This window comes from Sutcliffiella horikoshii (genome assembly GCF_002157855.1).
GTDB lineage: Bacteria > Bacillota > Bacilli > Bacillales > Bacillaceae_I > Sutcliffiella_A > Sutcliffiella_A horikoshii_C.
In genome coordinates this window covers 1,792,260-1,808,189 of record NZ_CP020880.1, presented here as the reverse complement: position 1 = coordinate 1,808,189, position 15,930 = coordinate 1,792,260, and the positions used below count along the sequence as shown (strand labels likewise).

Annotated in this window: 22 protein-coding genes; 8 read left to right on the top strand and 14 right to left on the bottom strand. The window is 39.0% G+C overall.

The features are described from left to right. Nucleotides 1–42: 42 nt before the first annotated feature. Nucleotides 43–1,287, top strand: a complete 1,245-nt coding sequence (locus tag B4U37_RS09390; protein ID WP_088018031.1) for a nucleotidyltransferase — start codon at nucleotides 43–45, stop codon at nucleotides 1,285–1,287. Nucleotides 1,288–1,648: 361 nt separating this feature from the next. Here B4U37_RS09390 and B4U37_RS09385 read toward each other — a convergent pair whose 3' ends face one another. Together B4U37_RS09385 and B4U37_RS09380 are read right to left on the bottom strand one after the other, a co-directional pair. Continuing rightward, nucleotides 1,649–2,674, bottom strand: coding sequence for a SepM family pheromone-processing serine protease (locus tag B4U37_RS09385; RefSeq protein ID WP_088018030.1), 1,026 nt, complete (start codon nucleotides 2,672–2,674; stop codon nucleotides 1,649–1,651). Further along, nucleotides 2,664–3,461 carry a patatin-like phospholipase family protein gene (locus B4U37_RS09380; protein ID WP_088018029.1) on the bottom strand — a complete coding sequence of 266 codons (798 nt, stop codon included), beginning with the start codon at nucleotides 3,459–3,461 and terminating at the stop codon, nucleotides 2,664–2,666. The genes B4U37_RS09385 and B4U37_RS09380 overlap by 11 nt, the downstream gene beginning before the upstream one ends. A gap of 327 nt (nucleotides 3,462–3,788) precedes the next feature. On the opposite strand from B4U37_RS09380, the gene ylbJ reads away from it, so the two are divergent. Further along, entirely contained in the window at nucleotides 3,789–5,045 is a 1,257-nt protein-coding gene (gene ylbJ, locus B4U37_RS09375; protein WP_034774366.1) for a sporulation integral membrane protein YlbJ, read from the top strand. 61 nt (nucleotides 5,046–5,106) lie between these two features. Here ylbJ and coaD read toward each other — a convergent pair whose 3' ends face one another. From coaD to B4U37_RS09360, 3 genes are all read right to left on the bottom strand, one after another. After that, nucleotides 5,107–5,595, bottom strand: coding sequence for a pantetheine-phosphate adenylyltransferase (gene coaD, locus B4U37_RS09370; RefSeq protein ID WP_010193023.1), 489 nt, complete (start codon nucleotides 5,593–5,595; stop codon nucleotides 5,107–5,109). Nucleotide 5,596: 1 nt separating this feature from the next. Then, a complete protein-coding gene (gene rsmD, locus B4U37_RS09365) occupies nucleotides 5,597–6,169 on the bottom strand; it encodes a 16S rRNA (guanine(966)-N(2))-methyltransferase RsmD (RefSeq protein WP_088020226.1) in 573 nt (190 codons plus the stop codon). Between the two features lie 310 nt (nucleotides 6,170–6,479). After that, nucleotides 6,480–6,797 (bottom strand): hypothetical protein, encoded by a 318-nt coding sequence (locus B4U37_RS09360; protein WP_088018027.1) that lies wholly within the window; start codon nucleotides 6,795–6,797, stop codon nucleotides 6,480–6,482. Nucleotides 6,798–6,891: 94 nt separating this feature from the next. On the opposite strand from B4U37_RS09360, the gene B4U37_RS09355 reads away from it, so the two are divergent. Next, on the top strand, nucleotides 6,892–7,281 hold the full coding sequence (locus B4U37_RS09355) for a DUF7147 family protein (RefSeq protein ID WP_088018026.1): 390 nt from the start codon (nucleotides 6,892–6,894) through the stop codon (nucleotides 7,279–7,281). 85 nt (nucleotides 7,282–7,366) lie between these two features. On the opposite strand, the gene B4U37_RS09350 is transcribed toward B4U37_RS09355, so the two are convergent. Then, the gene (locus B4U37_RS09350) at nucleotides 7,367–7,642 is read right to left on the bottom strand and encodes a YlbG family protein (protein WP_010193017.1); all 276 of its coding nucleotides are present in this window, start codon (nucleotides 7,640–7,642) and stop codon (nucleotides 7,367–7,369) included. 133 nt (nucleotides 7,643–7,775) lie between these two features. Between B4U37_RS09350 and B4U37_RS09345 the strand changes: the two genes are divergently transcribed. Then, the gene (locus tag B4U37_RS09345; RefSeq protein WP_088018025.1) at nucleotides 7,776–8,108 is read left to right on the top strand and encodes a hypothetical protein; all 333 of its coding nucleotides are present in this window, start codon (nucleotides 7,776–7,778) and stop codon (nucleotides 8,106–8,108) included. Nucleotides 8,109–8,312: 204 nt separating this feature from the next. Here the strand turns inward: B4U37_RS09345 and B4U37_RS09340 are convergent, their stop codons facing one another. From B4U37_RS09340 to ylbD, 4 genes are all read right to left on the bottom strand, one after another. Next, nucleotides 8,313–8,762, bottom strand: coding sequence for a YlbF/YmcA family competence regulator (locus B4U37_RS09340; protein ID WP_088020224.1), 450 nt, complete (start codon nucleotides 8,760–8,762; stop codon nucleotides 8,313–8,315). Between the two features lie 67 nt (nucleotides 8,763–8,829). After that, nucleotides 8,830–9,255 (bottom strand): hypothetical protein, encoded by a 426-nt coding sequence (locus B4U37_RS09335; RefSeq protein ID WP_088018024.1) that lies wholly within the window; start codon nucleotides 9,253–9,255, stop codon nucleotides 8,830–8,832. Between the two features lie 112 nt (nucleotides 9,256–9,367). Then, nucleotides 9,368–9,607 carry a YlbE-like family protein gene (locus tag B4U37_RS09330; protein ID WP_088018023.1) on the bottom strand — a complete coding sequence of 80 codons (240 nt, stop codon included), beginning with the start codon at nucleotides 9,605–9,607 and terminating at the stop codon, nucleotides 9,368–9,370. 15 nt (nucleotides 9,608–9,622) lie between these two features. After that, nucleotides 9,623–10,024 (bottom strand): YlbD family protein, encoded by a 402-nt coding sequence (gene ylbD / locus B4U37_RS09325; protein WP_088018022.1) that lies wholly within the window; start codon nucleotides 10,022–10,024, stop codon nucleotides 9,623–9,625. A gap of 136 nt (nucleotides 10,025–10,160) precedes the next feature. On the opposite strand from ylbD, the gene B4U37_RS09320 reads away from it, so the two are divergent. Continuing rightward, the gene (locus B4U37_RS09320) at nucleotides 10,161–10,646 is read left to right on the top strand and encodes a PaaI family thioesterase (protein WP_088018020.1); all 486 of its coding nucleotides are present in this window, start codon (nucleotides 10,161–10,163) and stop codon (nucleotides 10,644–10,646) included. A 14-nt stretch (nucleotides 10,647–10,660) separates the two neighbouring features. Next, nucleotides 10,661–11,032, top strand: coding sequence for a hypothetical protein (locus B4U37_RS09315; RefSeq protein ID WP_088018019.1), 372 nt, complete (start codon nucleotides 10,661–10,663; stop codon nucleotides 11,030–11,032). Nucleotides 11,033–11,058: 26 nt separating this feature from the next. Here B4U37_RS09315 and B4U37_RS09310 read toward each other — a convergent pair whose 3' ends face one another. After that, nucleotides 11,059–12,120: a CAP domain-containing protein gene (locus tag B4U37_RS09310; protein WP_088018018.1), complete on the bottom strand. Its 1,062-nt coding sequence runs from the start codon at nucleotides 12,118–12,120 to the stop codon at nucleotides 11,059–11,061. Between the two features lie 563 nt (nucleotides 12,121–12,683). After that, on the bottom strand, nucleotides 12,684–13,097 hold the full coding sequence (locus tag B4U37_RS09305; RefSeq protein WP_088018017.1) for a CBS domain-containing protein: 414 nt from the start codon (nucleotides 13,095–13,097) through the stop codon (nucleotides 12,684–12,686). 239 nt (nucleotides 13,098–13,336) lie between these two features. Here B4U37_RS09305 and B4U37_RS09300 point away from each other — a divergent pair, with 239 nt between their 5' ends. Then, nucleotides 13,337–13,693: a YugN family protein gene (locus B4U37_RS09300; protein ID WP_010192994.1), complete on the top strand. Its 357-nt coding sequence runs from the start codon at nucleotides 13,337–13,339 to the stop codon at nucleotides 13,691–13,693. 63 nt (nucleotides 13,694–13,756) lie between these two features. Here B4U37_RS09300 and B4U37_RS09295 read toward each other — a convergent pair whose 3' ends face one another. Further along, nucleotides 13,757–14,101 (bottom strand): Asp23/Gls24 family envelope stress response protein, encoded by a 345-nt coding sequence (locus B4U37_RS09295; RefSeq protein ID WP_088018016.1) that lies wholly within the window; start codon nucleotides 14,099–14,101, stop codon nucleotides 13,757–13,759. A 211-nt stretch (nucleotides 14,102–14,312) separates the two neighbouring features. Between B4U37_RS09295 and ytvI the strand changes: the two genes are divergently transcribed. Next, nucleotides 14,313–15,371 (top strand): sporulation integral membrane protein YtvI, encoded by a 1,059-nt coding sequence (gene ytvI / locus B4U37_RS09290; protein WP_088018015.1) that lies wholly within the window; start codon nucleotides 14,313–14,315, stop codon nucleotides 15,369–15,371. A 50-nt stretch (nucleotides 15,372–15,421) separates the two neighbouring features. On the opposite strand, the gene B4U37_RS09285 is transcribed toward ytvI, so the two are convergent. After that, the gene (locus B4U37_RS09285; RefSeq protein ID WP_088018013.1) at nucleotides 15,422–15,889 is read right to left on the bottom strand and encodes a DUF420 domain-containing protein; all 468 of its coding nucleotides are present in this window, start codon (nucleotides 15,887–15,889) and stop codon (nucleotides 15,422–15,424) included. Nucleotides 15,890–15,930: the final 41 nt, after the last annotated feature.

Sequence of the window (15,930 nt, the reverse complement as noted above, 5' to 3'; positions counted from 1 at the left end):
GTAAATAATTGAAGAATGAAATATAGATGGAGTGGGTGTGAGATGAAATCCTTAGGTGTAATTGTGGAGTACAACCCTTTTCATAATGGGCATTTGTTTCATTTGACAGAATCAAAGAGACTTACAGGTGCAGAAGTTGTTATTGCTGTAATGAGTGGACAATTCCTTCAACGGGGAGAACCTGCACTTGTTTCCAAGTGGACCCGCACAAAAATGGCCCTTTCTAACGGCATTGACATTGTTGTGGAGTTACCATACGCATTTGCTACTCAGAAAGCAGAAGTTTTTGCTAGTGGTTCCATTTCTATTTTGTCTGGATTAAAATGCGATAATGTTTGCTTTGGTAGCGAACAGGGAAATATTCAAGATTTTGAACGTACCATTCAATTGATGAACGAACATAAAGAAACATATGATACGTTTGTTCAAGAATTTATCGCTCAGGGGTACAGTTTTCCAAAAGCCTCTTCCTTGGCCTTCTTAAGGTTGACCGAAAACAAGGAAAAAGTTTTAGATCTGACGAAACCAAATAACATCCTTGGGTTTCATTATGTGAAAGCGATACAAGAGCAAAAAAGTTCCATGCGACCTTGCACGATTGAACGAACCGGTGCAGGCTATCATGATCCCGAATTCAATGATTCTTCCATTGCTAGTGCAACAAGCATAAGGAAACATCTTTTTGACAATAGCGGGAACATTGAGAAGGTCCAAAGGTTTGTGCCTGAACCTACTTATGATCTGTTAGGCCACTATAAGCAGCATGTAGGCAGTTTTCATCAATGGGAGGATTACTTTACACTCCTTAAATATCGCATACTCTGTAGCACCCCCTCAGAGCTCTCAGCGGTATACGAAGTCGAAGAAGGTCTCGAACATAGGTTAATACATACGATGAAAGAAAGTTCCTCCTTCCATGAATTTATGACAAAGTTAAAAACAAAAAGATACACTTGGACAAGACTGCAGCGTATGTGCACCCATCTTCTCACCAATACGAAAAAAGATACAATGCTGAAGGTTTCCGCTTCTAAGCAAAGTGAGTATATTCGTTTGTTAGGGATGTCAAAGCGTGGACAGGCCTATTTAAAGCAGATTAAAAAAGAAGTGGAAATCCCCATACTTTCTAAAGTTTCTGGTGTGGAAAATGAAATGCTTGATATGGATATTCGAGCAACAAATACTTATGCCATGAAGTTTCAAGAGCCTGCTCGGAGTGATTGGATGTTGCAGGAGTTCTCCAAACCGCCTATACGCTACGATGAAACAGAAGCTAGGTCCATCTAAGAAAAACCGGGCAAAAACCGCCCGGTCCTTTTTAGTTACTTGGTAATGCTCCGCTGTTGATTGGAGCATTAGGCGGAGACTCCTACGGGGGAGTAGCGACAATGTTGAGACCCCGCAGGGCGTAGCCCGAGGAGGCTTAAAGTCCCGGTGGAAATCGAAGCCGTTTGCGGAAATCAACAGCGGTGGCTTAATAAAATCTAACATCAAAGACTATTTCAGTGGCCATAAGCGTTGTGAGGAGGCTTACGGGCCGCCCGCAGGCAAGCGAAGCGCCTGGAACGGAAATCAACAGGATTTTATACTTCCTTATCTTTAAAAAAAGAAAAACGCCTCATCCAAAAAATGGTGAGGCGTTTTCCCTTTATTCACTTTTAGTTTCCAACTGCTCCAAATACTCAACCGCATCTTCAAATGTATCTACAGGTACAATTTTCATGGATGTGTTAATATCTTCTGCCGCTACAAGAGCTTCTTGATAATTGGAGCCTTCTGCACCTTTTTCATTCGGCGCAAAGAAAATATCAACTCCTGAGTTATCGGCTGCAACAATTTTCTGGGAGATGCCGCCGATTCGGAGCACTTCTCCTTTTTCATTGATTGCTCCTGTGCCTGCGATATCATAGCCTTTGGAAATGTCTTCGTCTAGAAGTTGGTTATATATTTCCAAGGAGAACATCAAACCTGCTGATGGCCCTCCAATTTGTGCGGAATTTATGGTAATAGGTGGATCCATCGTAATTTCGTAATCAGTCAATAAACTGATTCCAAGGCCAGCACGGTCTGGATCTTCCGGATGCTCTCCTAATGTAATGGAAGTTGTTTTTTCTTCCTCGTCTCGATCATAAGTGAGCTCTATTGTGTCTCCGATGGATTTTTCCCCGACCACTTCCATCAGTTCCTCTGCTGTAGCTGTTTCTTTCCCATCAATATGTGTAATACGGTCGCCAATATCTAGCTTACCTTCAGCTGCTAGTCCTTTTTTTACACTAAAAACATATACTCCCTTAGAAACAAGTTCGACCTCTTTACCGGCCTTCTCATAAGCTATTTTTATAGCTGTTTCCTTGGAACTTTCCATCATATGTAACTGGCGGTAGTTATACTCTTCATCCGTTTCATCCTCAGCACGGATCTGGTTAATAGGGAAGATATTTTGGTATTCGCTTACTTTTGCAAAAGCATACGTAAAAATGTTGGCCTTTCCCATTTTAACCGTGGTCAGCATAAAGCTTCCTTCGTCTTCATCCCCGCCTTCTACAGATACAAGTGGTCTTAATTCCTGTGCATCACCTGGACGTGTTACATAATAAGGCAATGTCACAAAATTCAAGACCACCGCCAGCACTATCCCAATTAACAGGGACCTCATAAAATATCTACTTTTCATGTTGCTGTTTCTCCTTCCACTCCTCTATCGTCTTCTTAATATAGGGAATTTGCAGTCTAGTTGCTTCTTCACCGATTCGGATAATTTCCTCAATGTTGGTAAATGCCCGTGAACTGTAATGAGCAACAGCAGGCCTGATCATGACATCAGCCTCTGTTTCACTTCGTTTGACCAACTCATTTTGCATAATATCAATTGTTTGCAAAATAACATCGAAAATCGAATTAACCGGTTCATTCGTTTTGACTTGCGAAACGTCTATTGCGATAACGATATCCGCACCCATTTCTTTTGCTACGCTAGCAGGAACACGGTCTACCACTCCACCATCGACAAGCAAACGGCCATTTACCTTTTCAGGTACAAAAATTCCTGGAATGGAAATACTAGCCCTCACGGCATCGGATATAGGACCGCTCGTTAAAACTACTTTCTCCGCCTTTTCCAGATCTGTCGTAACGATGGAAAGGGGGATGTCTAATTCTTCAATGTTTTTGTTTTGAGTGAACATCCGGATAAGTTCCTTCACCCGGTTTCCACTTACAAATCCCATTTTCGGTACAGTAAAGTCCAAGTAATACTTTCGTTTGAATGCAGTGGCAATTTTATAAAGGCGATCCATATCATGTCCCATTGCATAGAAGCTTCCTACAAGTGCCCCCATACTACTTCCGGCGATAAGATCCACGCTTATGTTTTCTTCTTGCAATACTTTCAGTGCGCCAAGGTGTGCAAAACCCCGTGCCCCACCAGATCCCAATGCTATTCCTACTATAGGTTCCTTCAAGTTATCACCTCAAGCTGTGTACAGCCACCTAAGCTTTACAGCAACCAAATTATCAAGTCCTATACCATTATCCTTTGATTCCTATAATGTATCATACGCTAATCCTTTTTCTTGGTGAACAAACTGTGAAGACTTGGGTCATTTTAGGTTCTATTCCACCATCCCTTTTACGTATATTGAAAGGTAAGGTGACGGGACAAACCTGGTTGCCAATTAAGGGGTAATTATTATTATTCTAACAAAAACCCATTCATTCTTGTACAAAAAAGAAATGGAGAGCTAATTCTTAATTTGAAGTAGTGGATATATTACTTGTTTTATATGCTTATGAAGGGGGTTAATCGGTTGGACTATTCGAAAGTCAAGACAGTTATTTTTGCTATTATTATTTCCCTGCTTACACTATCCCTTATTCTTAACCCTCAAGCTTCTTTTCAAGCAAGTGTAAGGGGACTTAATATGTGGTGGGATATAGTATTCCCCTCTCTTTTACCTTTTTTGATAATCAGTGAGCTGCTGATCGGATTTGGGGTTGTGGCTTTTATCGGCGTTATACTAGAGCCATTAATGCGACCACTCTTCAGGGTGCCTGGAGTCGGAGGTTTTGTATGGGCAATGGGAATGGCGTCGGGTTATCCTTCTGGAGCGAAATTAACAGTGAGACTGCGTCAGGAAAACCAAATTACACAAATCGAGGGCGAACGCCTTGTTTCCTTCACCAATTCATCAAATCCACTATTTATTTTTGGTGCTATAGCTGTTGGCTTTTTCCACAATCCTAAGGTCGGGATTATACTTGCTGCGGCCCATTATTTAGGAAATATTTGTGTCGGTTTAATTATGCGATTTTATGGTCCTTACTATGTTTCCAAGCGTCAAGAAGACCTTTCTAGAACCCCTCAAAAAGTTTCCATCAGAAGAGCCTTTTCTGAATTACACAAAACGCGTCTAAAAAACAATAAGCCTATTGGCAAGCTACTTGGAGATGCGGTATTGTCCTCTGTTCAGACACTATTAATGGTGGGGGGATTCTTGATCCTCTTTTCGGTGTTAAACAGCATGCTTTCCTTATTTTCTGTTACAGCAATACTTGCAGCCATTATCAGTGTTTTACTTGGAATTTTCGATATTTCAAAAGATCTTAGTTATCCTCTCATTTCAGGCCTGTTTGAAATAACGCTTGGCGGAAAACTGACAAGTGAAATTTCAGGGGTCAGTCTAATGGAACAGATTATCGTGACAAGCTTTTTCCTCGCTTTCAGTGGATTTTCCGTTCAAGCACAGGTTGCAAGCATTCTGGCGGAGTCTGATATTCGCTTTAAACCTTTTTTTCTTGCCCGTATCCTGCATGGTATCTTTGCAGCAGTCATTACTTTTATTCTATGGCACCCGTTAAATCAAAAGTTAAAAGGGTTTGAAACAGCTGACGGAGAGCTTCCTGTCTTTTCACCATATTTGCCTGAAGGTTTTTGGGAAACCGCCTTTGGTCTGTTTCAGACATATGGTCCGATATTTACGATTACAATGTTATGGATATACCTGTTGCTTCTGTTAAGAGGAGCAGTTAAAAACGAACATGCTTAAATTAAGACAAAGAAAAAAGCTCTTATGAAAATTAAATAAATCTTTCATAAGAGCTTTTAGTTTAATCTTTATTAGTAAACTTTTTTTTCAGTTCCGCTTCCACTGTCGGCGGAACTAATTCTGAAACGGATCCATTGTATTTCGCTACTTCCTTCACAATGCTTGAGCTTAAAAATGAGTACTGGTTGTTGGTCATCATGAATAATGTTTCAATACTTTCATCTAACACCCTGTTCATAGATGTAATTTGCATTTCATATTCAAAATCAGAAACAGCACGCAATCCTCTGACTATAGAACTGGCATTCTTGCTGTGTGCATAATCAATAAGCAAGCCATGGAATTCTTCTACTTCTACATTTCCAAACTCTTTAGTCACCTGCTTGATCATATCAACCCGCTCATCAACAGTAAATAGTGGTTTCTTAGATGAGTTGTTCAATACACAAACATACACCTTATCAAATACTTTTGAAGCTCTTTTGATGATATCTAGATGCCCAAAAGTAACCGGATCAAAACTTCCCGGACAAACTGCTACACTTGCCACGTCATTCTCCCCCTTTTTCTCCACTGCTATGGTGGTAAACGGAGATGACCGTCAACCCATAGACTTCCTTTCTTGTTCTCTGGAACGCACCAAGTGTTTCAGGCAACTCCACTTCATTGCTATGTTCTGCCATAATTAGTCCGTTTTGTTCCAGAAGTTCATATTCGCTTATTTTATGTATTAATTCTTCTAAGTTATGTTTCTTATACGGGGGATCTAATAAGATTAAGTCAAATTTGATTTCACGCTTTTTTAAAGCGTTTAATGCTCTGACAGCATCGTTTCGATAAACTTCAACCTGCTCCCCTACTTGAAAAGCTTCTATATTCTGCTTGATTGTCTGGATGGCTTTTCCATCCTTGTCGACAAAAATCACCTTGTCCACTCCGCGGCTTAACGCCTCTATACCCAGAGATCCACTCCCGCCAAATAGGTCAAGCGCCAAACCTCCGTCAAAATAAGGTCCAATCATATTAAACACGGACTCTTTCACTTTATCTGTCGTCGGTCTCGTATTCATTCCCGGAACCGCTTTCAATTGTCGACCTTTCCATTTCCCTGAAACTACTCTCATTTTCTCACCATACTTTGTTTCGAAATTACCAATCAACAATATCCTATCATATTCGACATGAATTTCAAAAGCATTTCTCGGGCGCAATTTTAGTTTTATCAATTGTGTATAGCATTACACCTTTTGGTTCATACTTATTGTTAACAACATCCTTTCGTGTGATGTTGTTGCCAACCGCGGAGAAGACTTACGTTTCCCCATAAGTTCTTCCTCCGGTTTCTCCTCTCCCTTTGCCTTCTTAACCTTGATTAGTTTCAAGGGATGGAAGGACCCTGCCCGGACATCCGAGCAGGGTTTTTTTGTTAGATAATTATGTTGGCATGTCGAGATCAAACACATTCTCATTTGTCTCACATTGGTATAAACATAGTTCTCCCCATTCGTCCTGGTTCAGGATGCCCTTCTCTGAAACATAGCCTTCTAATTCTTCGAGACTGCTTTCTTCTAATTCTTTTTCTTCTTCCTTGGTTAAGAGACCTTCTTGAACAAGATAGTATAAAATCCCTGTTACCAACATCCCTTTAATAGGTAGACCCTTATTGGACGGGGAAACGTTCTTCCCGTAAAAATGGTCATGAATATACAAAATGATCAAACCTGCTATTAGAATCAAGGTGAACCAAAGCATCGGCATACCTCCTTCAAGCATTATATTCTCTTCAATTTTCAAATGGAACATGGTAAAGTATGTTTGAGTAAAGCACGTTGAGAGGAGAAGTAACATGATACAACGATTTATAGAACTCGGGGAAGGCTACTCTGATATATATGAACTTATGGAGCTGGCAAGAAGTAATAAAAATAGACTGCAACATCTTATCATGCTCCATACAGTGAAAAATGAACGAAAACTATCATCTTTTGTTGTTGTGATGAAACCAACAAACCCTGGTGATTTCCAAGCTCTTTACATCAGTTTGGAAGGAATTCCGAACCACCAATTCCAACCGAATAAACGCGCTGATCTTTTTCAAGCTTTGGCAAAAGAGTTAGATAAGGAAATCATTCAATTCGAAGTAAAACCTACTGAAGTCTTCGCAGAGAAAGAGCTTTACTTTCACTATTTAATTGGAATATTGCGGTTAAATCATTATATTCCCGCTTTAAGGTAATCATGAAACATATCAGTGTCGGACATCTTTAGTTAATAAAAAAAAGCAGTACAAAACCTAATTACTTAAGTTTGTACTGCTTTTTTTATAAGCCCATCTTATAGTCATACTCTTTTGCTTTGTCCGGTCTGGAGTTTTCATAATGAGTTTTAATGGAAGGCTTATGAGAAACTTCTACCTTTTTTACATACGATTGCCTATTTAGCTTTTCCACTAATACTTCTGTATCCTCACTGTTACAGTAGAACAGAACATATTTCAATTTTTTAGATATATAGATGACATTTCCATAGCGCCTGAGCAGCTTGGCTTGCTTCAATGAATGGAGCCACACTACAATGCCTTGTCTTTGTGATAGCATATATTTTACCCCTTTAAGAAGATTGATCCACGTTTTTATTATAGTTTAGCATGAATGGAAATATTATGACATACTTTAAGCACACCAATTAGGGAATATTTCGATCATTAAATAGAAAGAAAGGGCGTTTTCCATGGAGCTGGAACAGATTTGGGATGTGTTTTTAGAAGAACTAAATAAACATGATATAGTCATTTGCTGTTTCAGAAAACATGTAGCTGGTATTCCTTTTCTATATGTAGAGGTTGATCCTGAACATATTTCTGGTTGGGAGGAAAAGGGCAGATCCTTTATTGGTGTTTGTTCAAAGATAGCGATGCATAAGAAGAAAGTAACGGTGGAAACGCATTTTGTGCGAAGAGATAAAGGTCTTTTTGTTTACAGACACCGCTTTTATGTACCTCAAGAAAAGATGTTCTGTTGTGGCAACCTTTGTGATGATTGCATTCGGTTAAGAGTTAAATAATTTAGTTGATTGGCTATCCGCCGCAGTTGATTTCCGCAAAATGGCTTCGCTTTCCTAGGGGCTGACGAGAGCCTCCTCGGCAAGCCTGCGGGGTCTCAAGCTACCGCTATCTCCCTCAGGAGTCTTCGCCATTTGCTCCAATCAACAGCTATAAATTTTCTTATTCAAAAAAGAAGCTGCAGTTTTTGCAGCTTCTTGTTGGGTTTAGCTTGCTTTACATCCACAGCCGCCGCCTGAGCCGCAGCCGCCACCGCAGCTTGACATGGAATCGAAGAATGGGTTTCCTGTTGGAACCTTGACATTTGTCGATACGGCCTGCCCTATCATCACACTTATTTCATCCAGTGTTTTTTGAATGGCATCTTCCGCTTGTTTAAAAGCGTGAATGGTTTCGTGGAGATCCACTTTACGTTTCAACTCACGAGTTTCGAGGGTTACTTTACGGTAATCGGGATGATATTTCCCGAAACGTTGAACTTCCTCATATTTTTCTTTTATAGAATCGAATGCACGGATAAGCTTCTGTGCTTCTTCGTCATGTTGTAAATTATTTAAACAGCGATGATAATCTTCCGCAAGTTCGGACTGCCAGATCATTTTCGCTAATTCTTCCGCTTTTTCAACCATTTGAACATGCTCAAAAGTAGCAATCATCATCGTATACACCTCCAAATCCATCATACCATGTTTTTCTAGAGATGTATAATACCCTAAGGGGGGATTAAATTTCTACTTGGATTGTCTGTTCGATTCCATATTCCGTCAAGTCATTATGCAGCAATTTGACCGTTAAGTTATGTTTACCTCTTGGTACGTCTTTAAGAATGAATGCCCCTTTAGCGAAGTTGCCCCATTTTTTATTATCCAGGTACACAACTACTTGGCCTTCCCCTTGTTTTTTAGTCTCTCTGCTCTCTTTAAATTCGAAATTTGGAGTAATAATACATTCTAAATAGATGTCCTGACCTTTGACTGTATGATGAATGGTCATGGAGATGTCTTTCTTATCTGACGTTGTATGTGTGGAAAGGACCTCCATCACTTCTCCCCCTGATACACCTTCGCTTTCAGGCTTTTGCTGCTCTTCTTTACAACCTCCAAGCGCGAGTGTGACGAGGCATATTATTATTATCATTGATTTCTTCATTTTTTTGCTCCTTTCTCTCATAGCTTTTTCTATAGTGTGAGAAAGGAGTATATATTCTATTCGAATAAGAAAAAAAAACGCCCGCTAAAAAGCGGTGCGCTTGATGTGGAGTTTAGTCCATGTTCTTCATTGTCTGAAACATATGAACCATCATGGAAGCCATTTGAACAGAGTTTTGGAATTTCTCCACTTTATGGGGGATAGTCTGTTTATAATAGTGCATGGAAGACAACTCAAAATCATTGAGCTTTTCTGGGTTTCTAGTTAAGGTTCGATACCAAATCGGCTGTTCTCTTAAGTAGCTTTTTAACGTTTTCTTTTTTTGGATATACTCATAGACGTCTTTTCTCATATGTCTCATCCATTCCTAATCTTTTCGAAACGAAAAAGGATTTTTCACACCCTGAGTCGGGGAACTGCCTTTTGTTGAATTCGGAATGAACTGTGAAATTAACTGCTGAATATTCCCTATAGCAGAATTGACATTTGTCAGATGGTATTGCATCTGGTTCATATCCATTTTTTTTATTGATTGCAGCAGTTGAGGAATAACATCAGTGGATTTGGTTGTTTTTTCTGTTGTACCTTCTTGTGTCTCCTCATCACGGAAACTTTTCCAACTTTCGTCCTCTTCCCCTAATAAGTACCATTCTTCAAATAGTTCCTGCCATGTCTTTTTCTTGCTTTTAACTTCTTGAGAAAGCTTTGGATGTTTTTTTACAAATTCTTTGAACTTTTCAATGCTAGGATGTTTTTGTTTGGTTGCCATTCTCTCACCCCTCTCTCGTTAATATGCCTAGTTTATTTTATTTCGAAAAAGTAAAAGCGTTCGCCTATTTTTCTTTTCTTCCTTGCCCACCCTTGTTAAGATGTAGGTAGACTTTTCGAGAAAGAAGGACAGAGTTATGGATATCAAGCAACAGTGGAATGCCTTTTTAACAGACGCTACTGAGGAGGAACAACAGGTTGCTTCCTTATATTTAAAGAGCCTTGAGCGCAAAAGAAATGGTTCAAACGGCACACATATCGGCGCACTTATGGAAATCAACAGCGAGTTTCAAGAGCCGGATACATTAACCATGACCATACCAAATACTGAATTGTTACAGAACTCTTTAGATATTTTACATGGAGGTTTAACAGCCACATTGCTGGATTCTGCAATGGGGACTCTTGCTTTCAAATTAATTCCTGATGACAAAGCTGCAGTTACAACTGAAATGAAAGTAAATTACGTTGCAAAAGGCGTAGGAGATCATTTTACTTGTGTGGCTTCTGTGATTCACAAAGGTTCAAAATTATTGGTCATGGAAGGCAAAGTTTACCGAAGTGACGGTGTACTGATTGCCCATGCTACAGGCAGTTTCTTTGTAATTCCTAAAAGAATCTAGAGAGGAAGGATAGAATGGTTACTGCCATCGTTATTCCTATTCTTATTGGTTATTTTTATTGGATTACAATTAAAGAGGCAAAAAAACAGAAAGAACGGTGGAAGAATGTTTCAATGGTACCTTCTGAAGCTAGAGTAGAAGGGACGATACTTTCCTTACATACAGAAAAAAAGCGGTTTTATCACAAAATGTATATACTTGAAACCACTTGTCGCATACAAAATCATACGGGAATAACAACAGTAGTGTATAAGCAGCCATATATTACCGAATGTCACCATCCCCCCTATACTAATGGGGATGTATTGCAAATCGTTGGAAGATGGGATGGGGAACTATTTCTCGCAGGGGAAATAACCTTAATGAACAAAAAAGGACAGCCATAAAGTCTATGACTGTCTTTTTTGCTTTTCTACCAGGTTTCAATAAAATTCTGAGTGTAATATTTTTCTTTCACTCCTACACCAAGATGAGTGAATCTTGGATTTAACAGCGTATTCCTGTGCCCTTCGCTATTTAACCAGCCTTCAACCGCAGCAACTCCGTCCACATATTTTGCTGCGATATTTTCACCCGCTAAACGAAATGGAACTTCCCCTACTGTTAATCTATCCGTCAAGGTTCCTTTTGTGGGAGATGTATGGGAAAAATAGTCTTCCTCCCTCATATCCTTACTATGTAAGTATGCAACCCCAGCTGTTTCTTCGTCCCATTCTACTGGTGAAAGACCAAAGCGATGTCTAATAATATTCGTAAAGTCGATGATCTGTCTTGCGTCCCCTTCCTCGACCCTTGCCCAATTATCCTCACTCAATTCCTTCGGTTCCACTAAAGGACCTCTATAAACAAGTTCATAAGGTCTTTGCTTTATCAGTGTCGAGCTATCTATATAACGAATACTTGAAAGTGTTTGTTCAAAATCGTCGAAGTATAACTGCACATAGAAATCTTCCACTTTAATAAGAGGTCTTGTTGCTAACTCTTCTTGCTTTAACTGAAAGCGATAAGACCCTTCTTGATGGGAAACCGTTATACTATCCGTAAACTTAAATTTATTATTCAGAATTTCGTAAGACTGCCCTACTTCAAACAGGTCGTCTTTACTTTCACTGCCAGTTGTAAAGATAGTGACGATCTTTCCCTCACTTACTCCAAATTGCATGTAATTCTCCAGATTCTCATTATAAACCCACCATTCGTAATCATAAGAGGACAAATCCTTCCTCACTGGTTCACCTAACTTGTCCAGTAAGATTTGGGATTCTTCCCCCATGAAAGATGCTAATCCGTCAATATCTTCCCCCATTTGTACTTCAGATTGTACAAAAGCCTGTTCTTCAGATTGCCTTTTCTCAGGAGCGATTTGGCCAGTGAGTGGTGGCTCTTTTATAAGCTGTTCCAATTCATGTGGTTCCACATTTACAAATAAATATAAACAAAATGCAATGAATAGCAAGAAGAATAAACCCCTCATTTCTCTTTTTCCCTCCCTTTCTATCATTATATTTACTAGATTCACTTTCATTCACGTTTTTATGTTTTAGTAGACATTGGTAGATTTATTCTATCTATACCCTATAAAAGTAGAATGAATACTTTTGTTTTCACATTTAAAAAGACCGGTTAAAAACAACCGGCCTTCCTGAACACTTTGGTTATTGCTTTTTCGCCGCTGTTCCATTCCGCAAATGGCTTCGCTTTCCGCGGGACGATGTTTGAGCCTCCTCACTTCGTTGCGGGGTCTCAATCAACCGTTACCCCCCGCAGGAGTCTACGCCATTGGCTCCATTCCACAGCTAGAAATTAAGTTAAATAAACGTTTATCCTAACCCAACTAATTCGTTAAGATACCTTTCTTTAATCTTTTGGTAAGTGAAATTACCTTGTTGATTGTAGTGGAAGGCGCGCAGACGCCAGCGGGGGGAAGGGACAGGTGAGACCCCGGAAGGCGAAGCTTGAGGAGGCTCACGGACCGCCCGCAGGCAAGCGAAGCGCCTGGAACGGAAATCAACAGTATATTATGCTTTCTAAACAAGGTTATTTTTCTGAAATATCGCTAAGCGCATCTCCTGCTTGATCATCTGAGTAATCCCTTACTGCCAAATCACCAAGGGATACTATCCCAACAAGATGTCCGTTTTCCACTACAGGCAATCTTCGGACTTGATGTTCAGACATAAGATGAGAAGCCTCTGCTATAGACGTATCTGGACCAATGGTTACTAAATGGTCGCTCATTACATTCGTAACAGGATTAGAACCTGGATGTTTTTCTGCAATCCCCCGAACAACTAAATCCCTATCTGTAATCATTCCTAAAAGCTCACCGTTTTCCACAATAGGAATAGCTCCTACATCTAGGTCTTTCATTTTGGTAGCCACTTCAAAAACATTATCCAATGGCGTGCAAAAATCTACATTCGTTGTCATAACATCTCTCACTGTTTGCATATTTCTACCTCCGTTATATTTCATACATAGCAGTCAACCATTTGGAAGAGGATAAAGGTATCATCTTCTACATCTTTAGGTTCACCATTTTCTACAAAATCATGAATTTTTCCAAAAAACTTAGCTGGACTACGGCTAGATTGAGAACCTCTTATTGAAAGTTGACCGCTTTCGTACTATTATTAACAGGGAGCATACTTTATTTGGTTTCACAGAGATAGAAAAAGGAGTGTACATACATGAGAATTGAAAATACAGGCTTTGAAAATGAAAGAGTGGAATTATCCCGTTTGACAGACATTATGGAGGATTTAGGCTTTGACCTTGCTGGTCAGTGGGATTATGAGCGAGTAACCTATGACCGTAAATTTGAAACAAAAGAAGGCATTTTCTACCTTCGTGTACAAGGTTATGCTGTAGAAGGTGATATTGGCGGATCTCATGCTATCATCAACTTATTGACACCTCTATTAGGTAAACATTACTATCCACATGGCGTGGAGTATGGAGAAGGCGAAACATTCCCATCAAATATCGTATCCACTTCGACCTCTTTATTAAAACAAGCTAAAGAACGTATGGATGCTATAAAATAACGCAACATTCTTGAAGGTGAATCGCTGGCATATAGGCCTAGCTTCACCTTTTTCTTATGACATTTACTTTACACAAATTGCGTCTACATAAATGTGAATTGCCGATACCGTTTGTCCTGTAATGATTTCAATTTCATTTTTTATTAATTGTTGAAGTTCCTTGCATTTTTGCGGAATACATTTGTTGTATACAATGGCAACAAAAAGGTCAATGCTAAGGTTATTTTCATCATCATAATGGATCAGTGCACGATTTATTTCGTCTCTAATTAAAATTGAATACAATCTTCCCACCGACCGTGGTGGAAGAAGTTTAAAATCACCAGTATCTGATATGCAGATAGCGATAACCGTTTGCAGGAGCATATTACTCCTCTCTTCCTGTCCTTTTTTCAGTACCAACATCATGTAGACCTCCTTTTCTCCTGAGGGGTTTTATTATTGTATGCCATTGTGCTAAAGCTGTGCTTGTTTAACTTTTGTTTACTTTTTCCCTTCTACAATGAAAAGAATGTATAAATAAAAACCGTTCACATATTTATTTTCCTACATACTGTTATTTCAATAAAATCCATACTATAATTAATATAGGAGTATGGTATTAGAAAGGAGACATCCATTGTCAACACTGTTTAGTATTCGAACACTTTTTATACTAATCATTATTGCTGTAATAGCAGTAATTGCATTTTTTATATTGCCGGTATCGGTTCCCATCATCATTGCTTTGATTACTGCATTGTTTCTTGAACCTCTGGTTAGGCTTTTACAAGCGAGAGCAAAGCTGAAACGAAACCTTTCTGTTTTCATTGTATTTCTTTTATTCCTGACAAGTATCGGGATTATAGGATATTTCCTCACAACGAAAGTAATTACAGAAGGCATCAACTTGGTCGAAAATGCCCCTTCTTACATAAACGAAGTTAATAGGGTATGGCGTGATTTCCAATTAGATATGAATAATGCTTCTGAAGATCTTCCACCAGAGTTTGTGACTGAAATTAGCTTGCAAGTGGACAAATTTCTTTATGATTTGAGAATATATTTAACGGACTTGTTTAATATACAAAATGTTAAGAATATCTTCACAAACATACCAAATTATTTGGTGAGTTTTCTTGTCTACCTGATTGCCCTATTCTTGTTTTTAATTGATATGCCTCGCTTAAAGGCAGGTCTATATTCACATTTAAAAGAAGAAACGGCAGCCAAGGTTAAATTTATGAGCTCTAGATTATCTTATGTAATATTCGGTTTCTTTAAAGCACAATTCCTTGTCAGCGTTATTATATTTTTCGCAAGCTTGATTGGATTGTTATTTATTGCACCTGAAGTAGCATTATTAATGTCTTTCATCATCTGGGTAATTGATTTTATCCCTATTATTGGTTCCATCGTTATCTTGGGACCATGGGCAATTTTTCATTTTATAACCGGTGATATTGGTCTTGGTACACAATTGTCCATTTTGGCCATTGTTCTTTTAATCATCAGAAGGACTGTTGAACCAAAAGTTATGGGAAGTCATATCGGACTTTCTCCTCTAGCAACTTTGATTGCCATGTATTTAGGTTTAAAACTCCTTGGTATACTGGGATTCATCGTAGGACCTTTATTATTGATTGCATTTAATTCTGCCCGCGAAGCAGGTATTATTAAAATGAATTTTAAAATATAACACGTAAACAAAAAGGTGGTTGGACAATAGTCCAACCACCTTTTTGTTTCTTATAGGCCTAATATTGCTTTGAAAACAGAAGTTGTTTCGCCGCCTTGATAAATTACATATAAAAGCATATAGACTGCAACGCCTGTAATGGCGGTAGAAAACCAGATGATACTGGTTATCGGGCCAAGTTTTCTATGCTTATCCAGCTTATTTTTGTAGCCTGTCCATAGGGTGATGATTCCCATGACAGCCCCGATTGTAGCAAGGGTGATATGGAAAAGTAAAAAGATTGTATAATACACTTTTATGTCATCAGGTCCTCCAAAGCTGGTATTGCCGACAAAAATTGTTCTTGATGCGTAGATGACAAAGAAAATAATGGCGAAGATAGCTGCAAAAAACATGGCTTTTTTATGTGCTTCAATTTTGCGTTTGCTAATTAAGTACCAGCCTATCGCGACAAATATGGCGCTCAGTACAATAAAGAATGTACTTATTGTAGGCATAATTGGGATTGAGTGATCCATCTTGTTCTCCTCTCGTACTTCTATTCCATCTTTATTTTAGG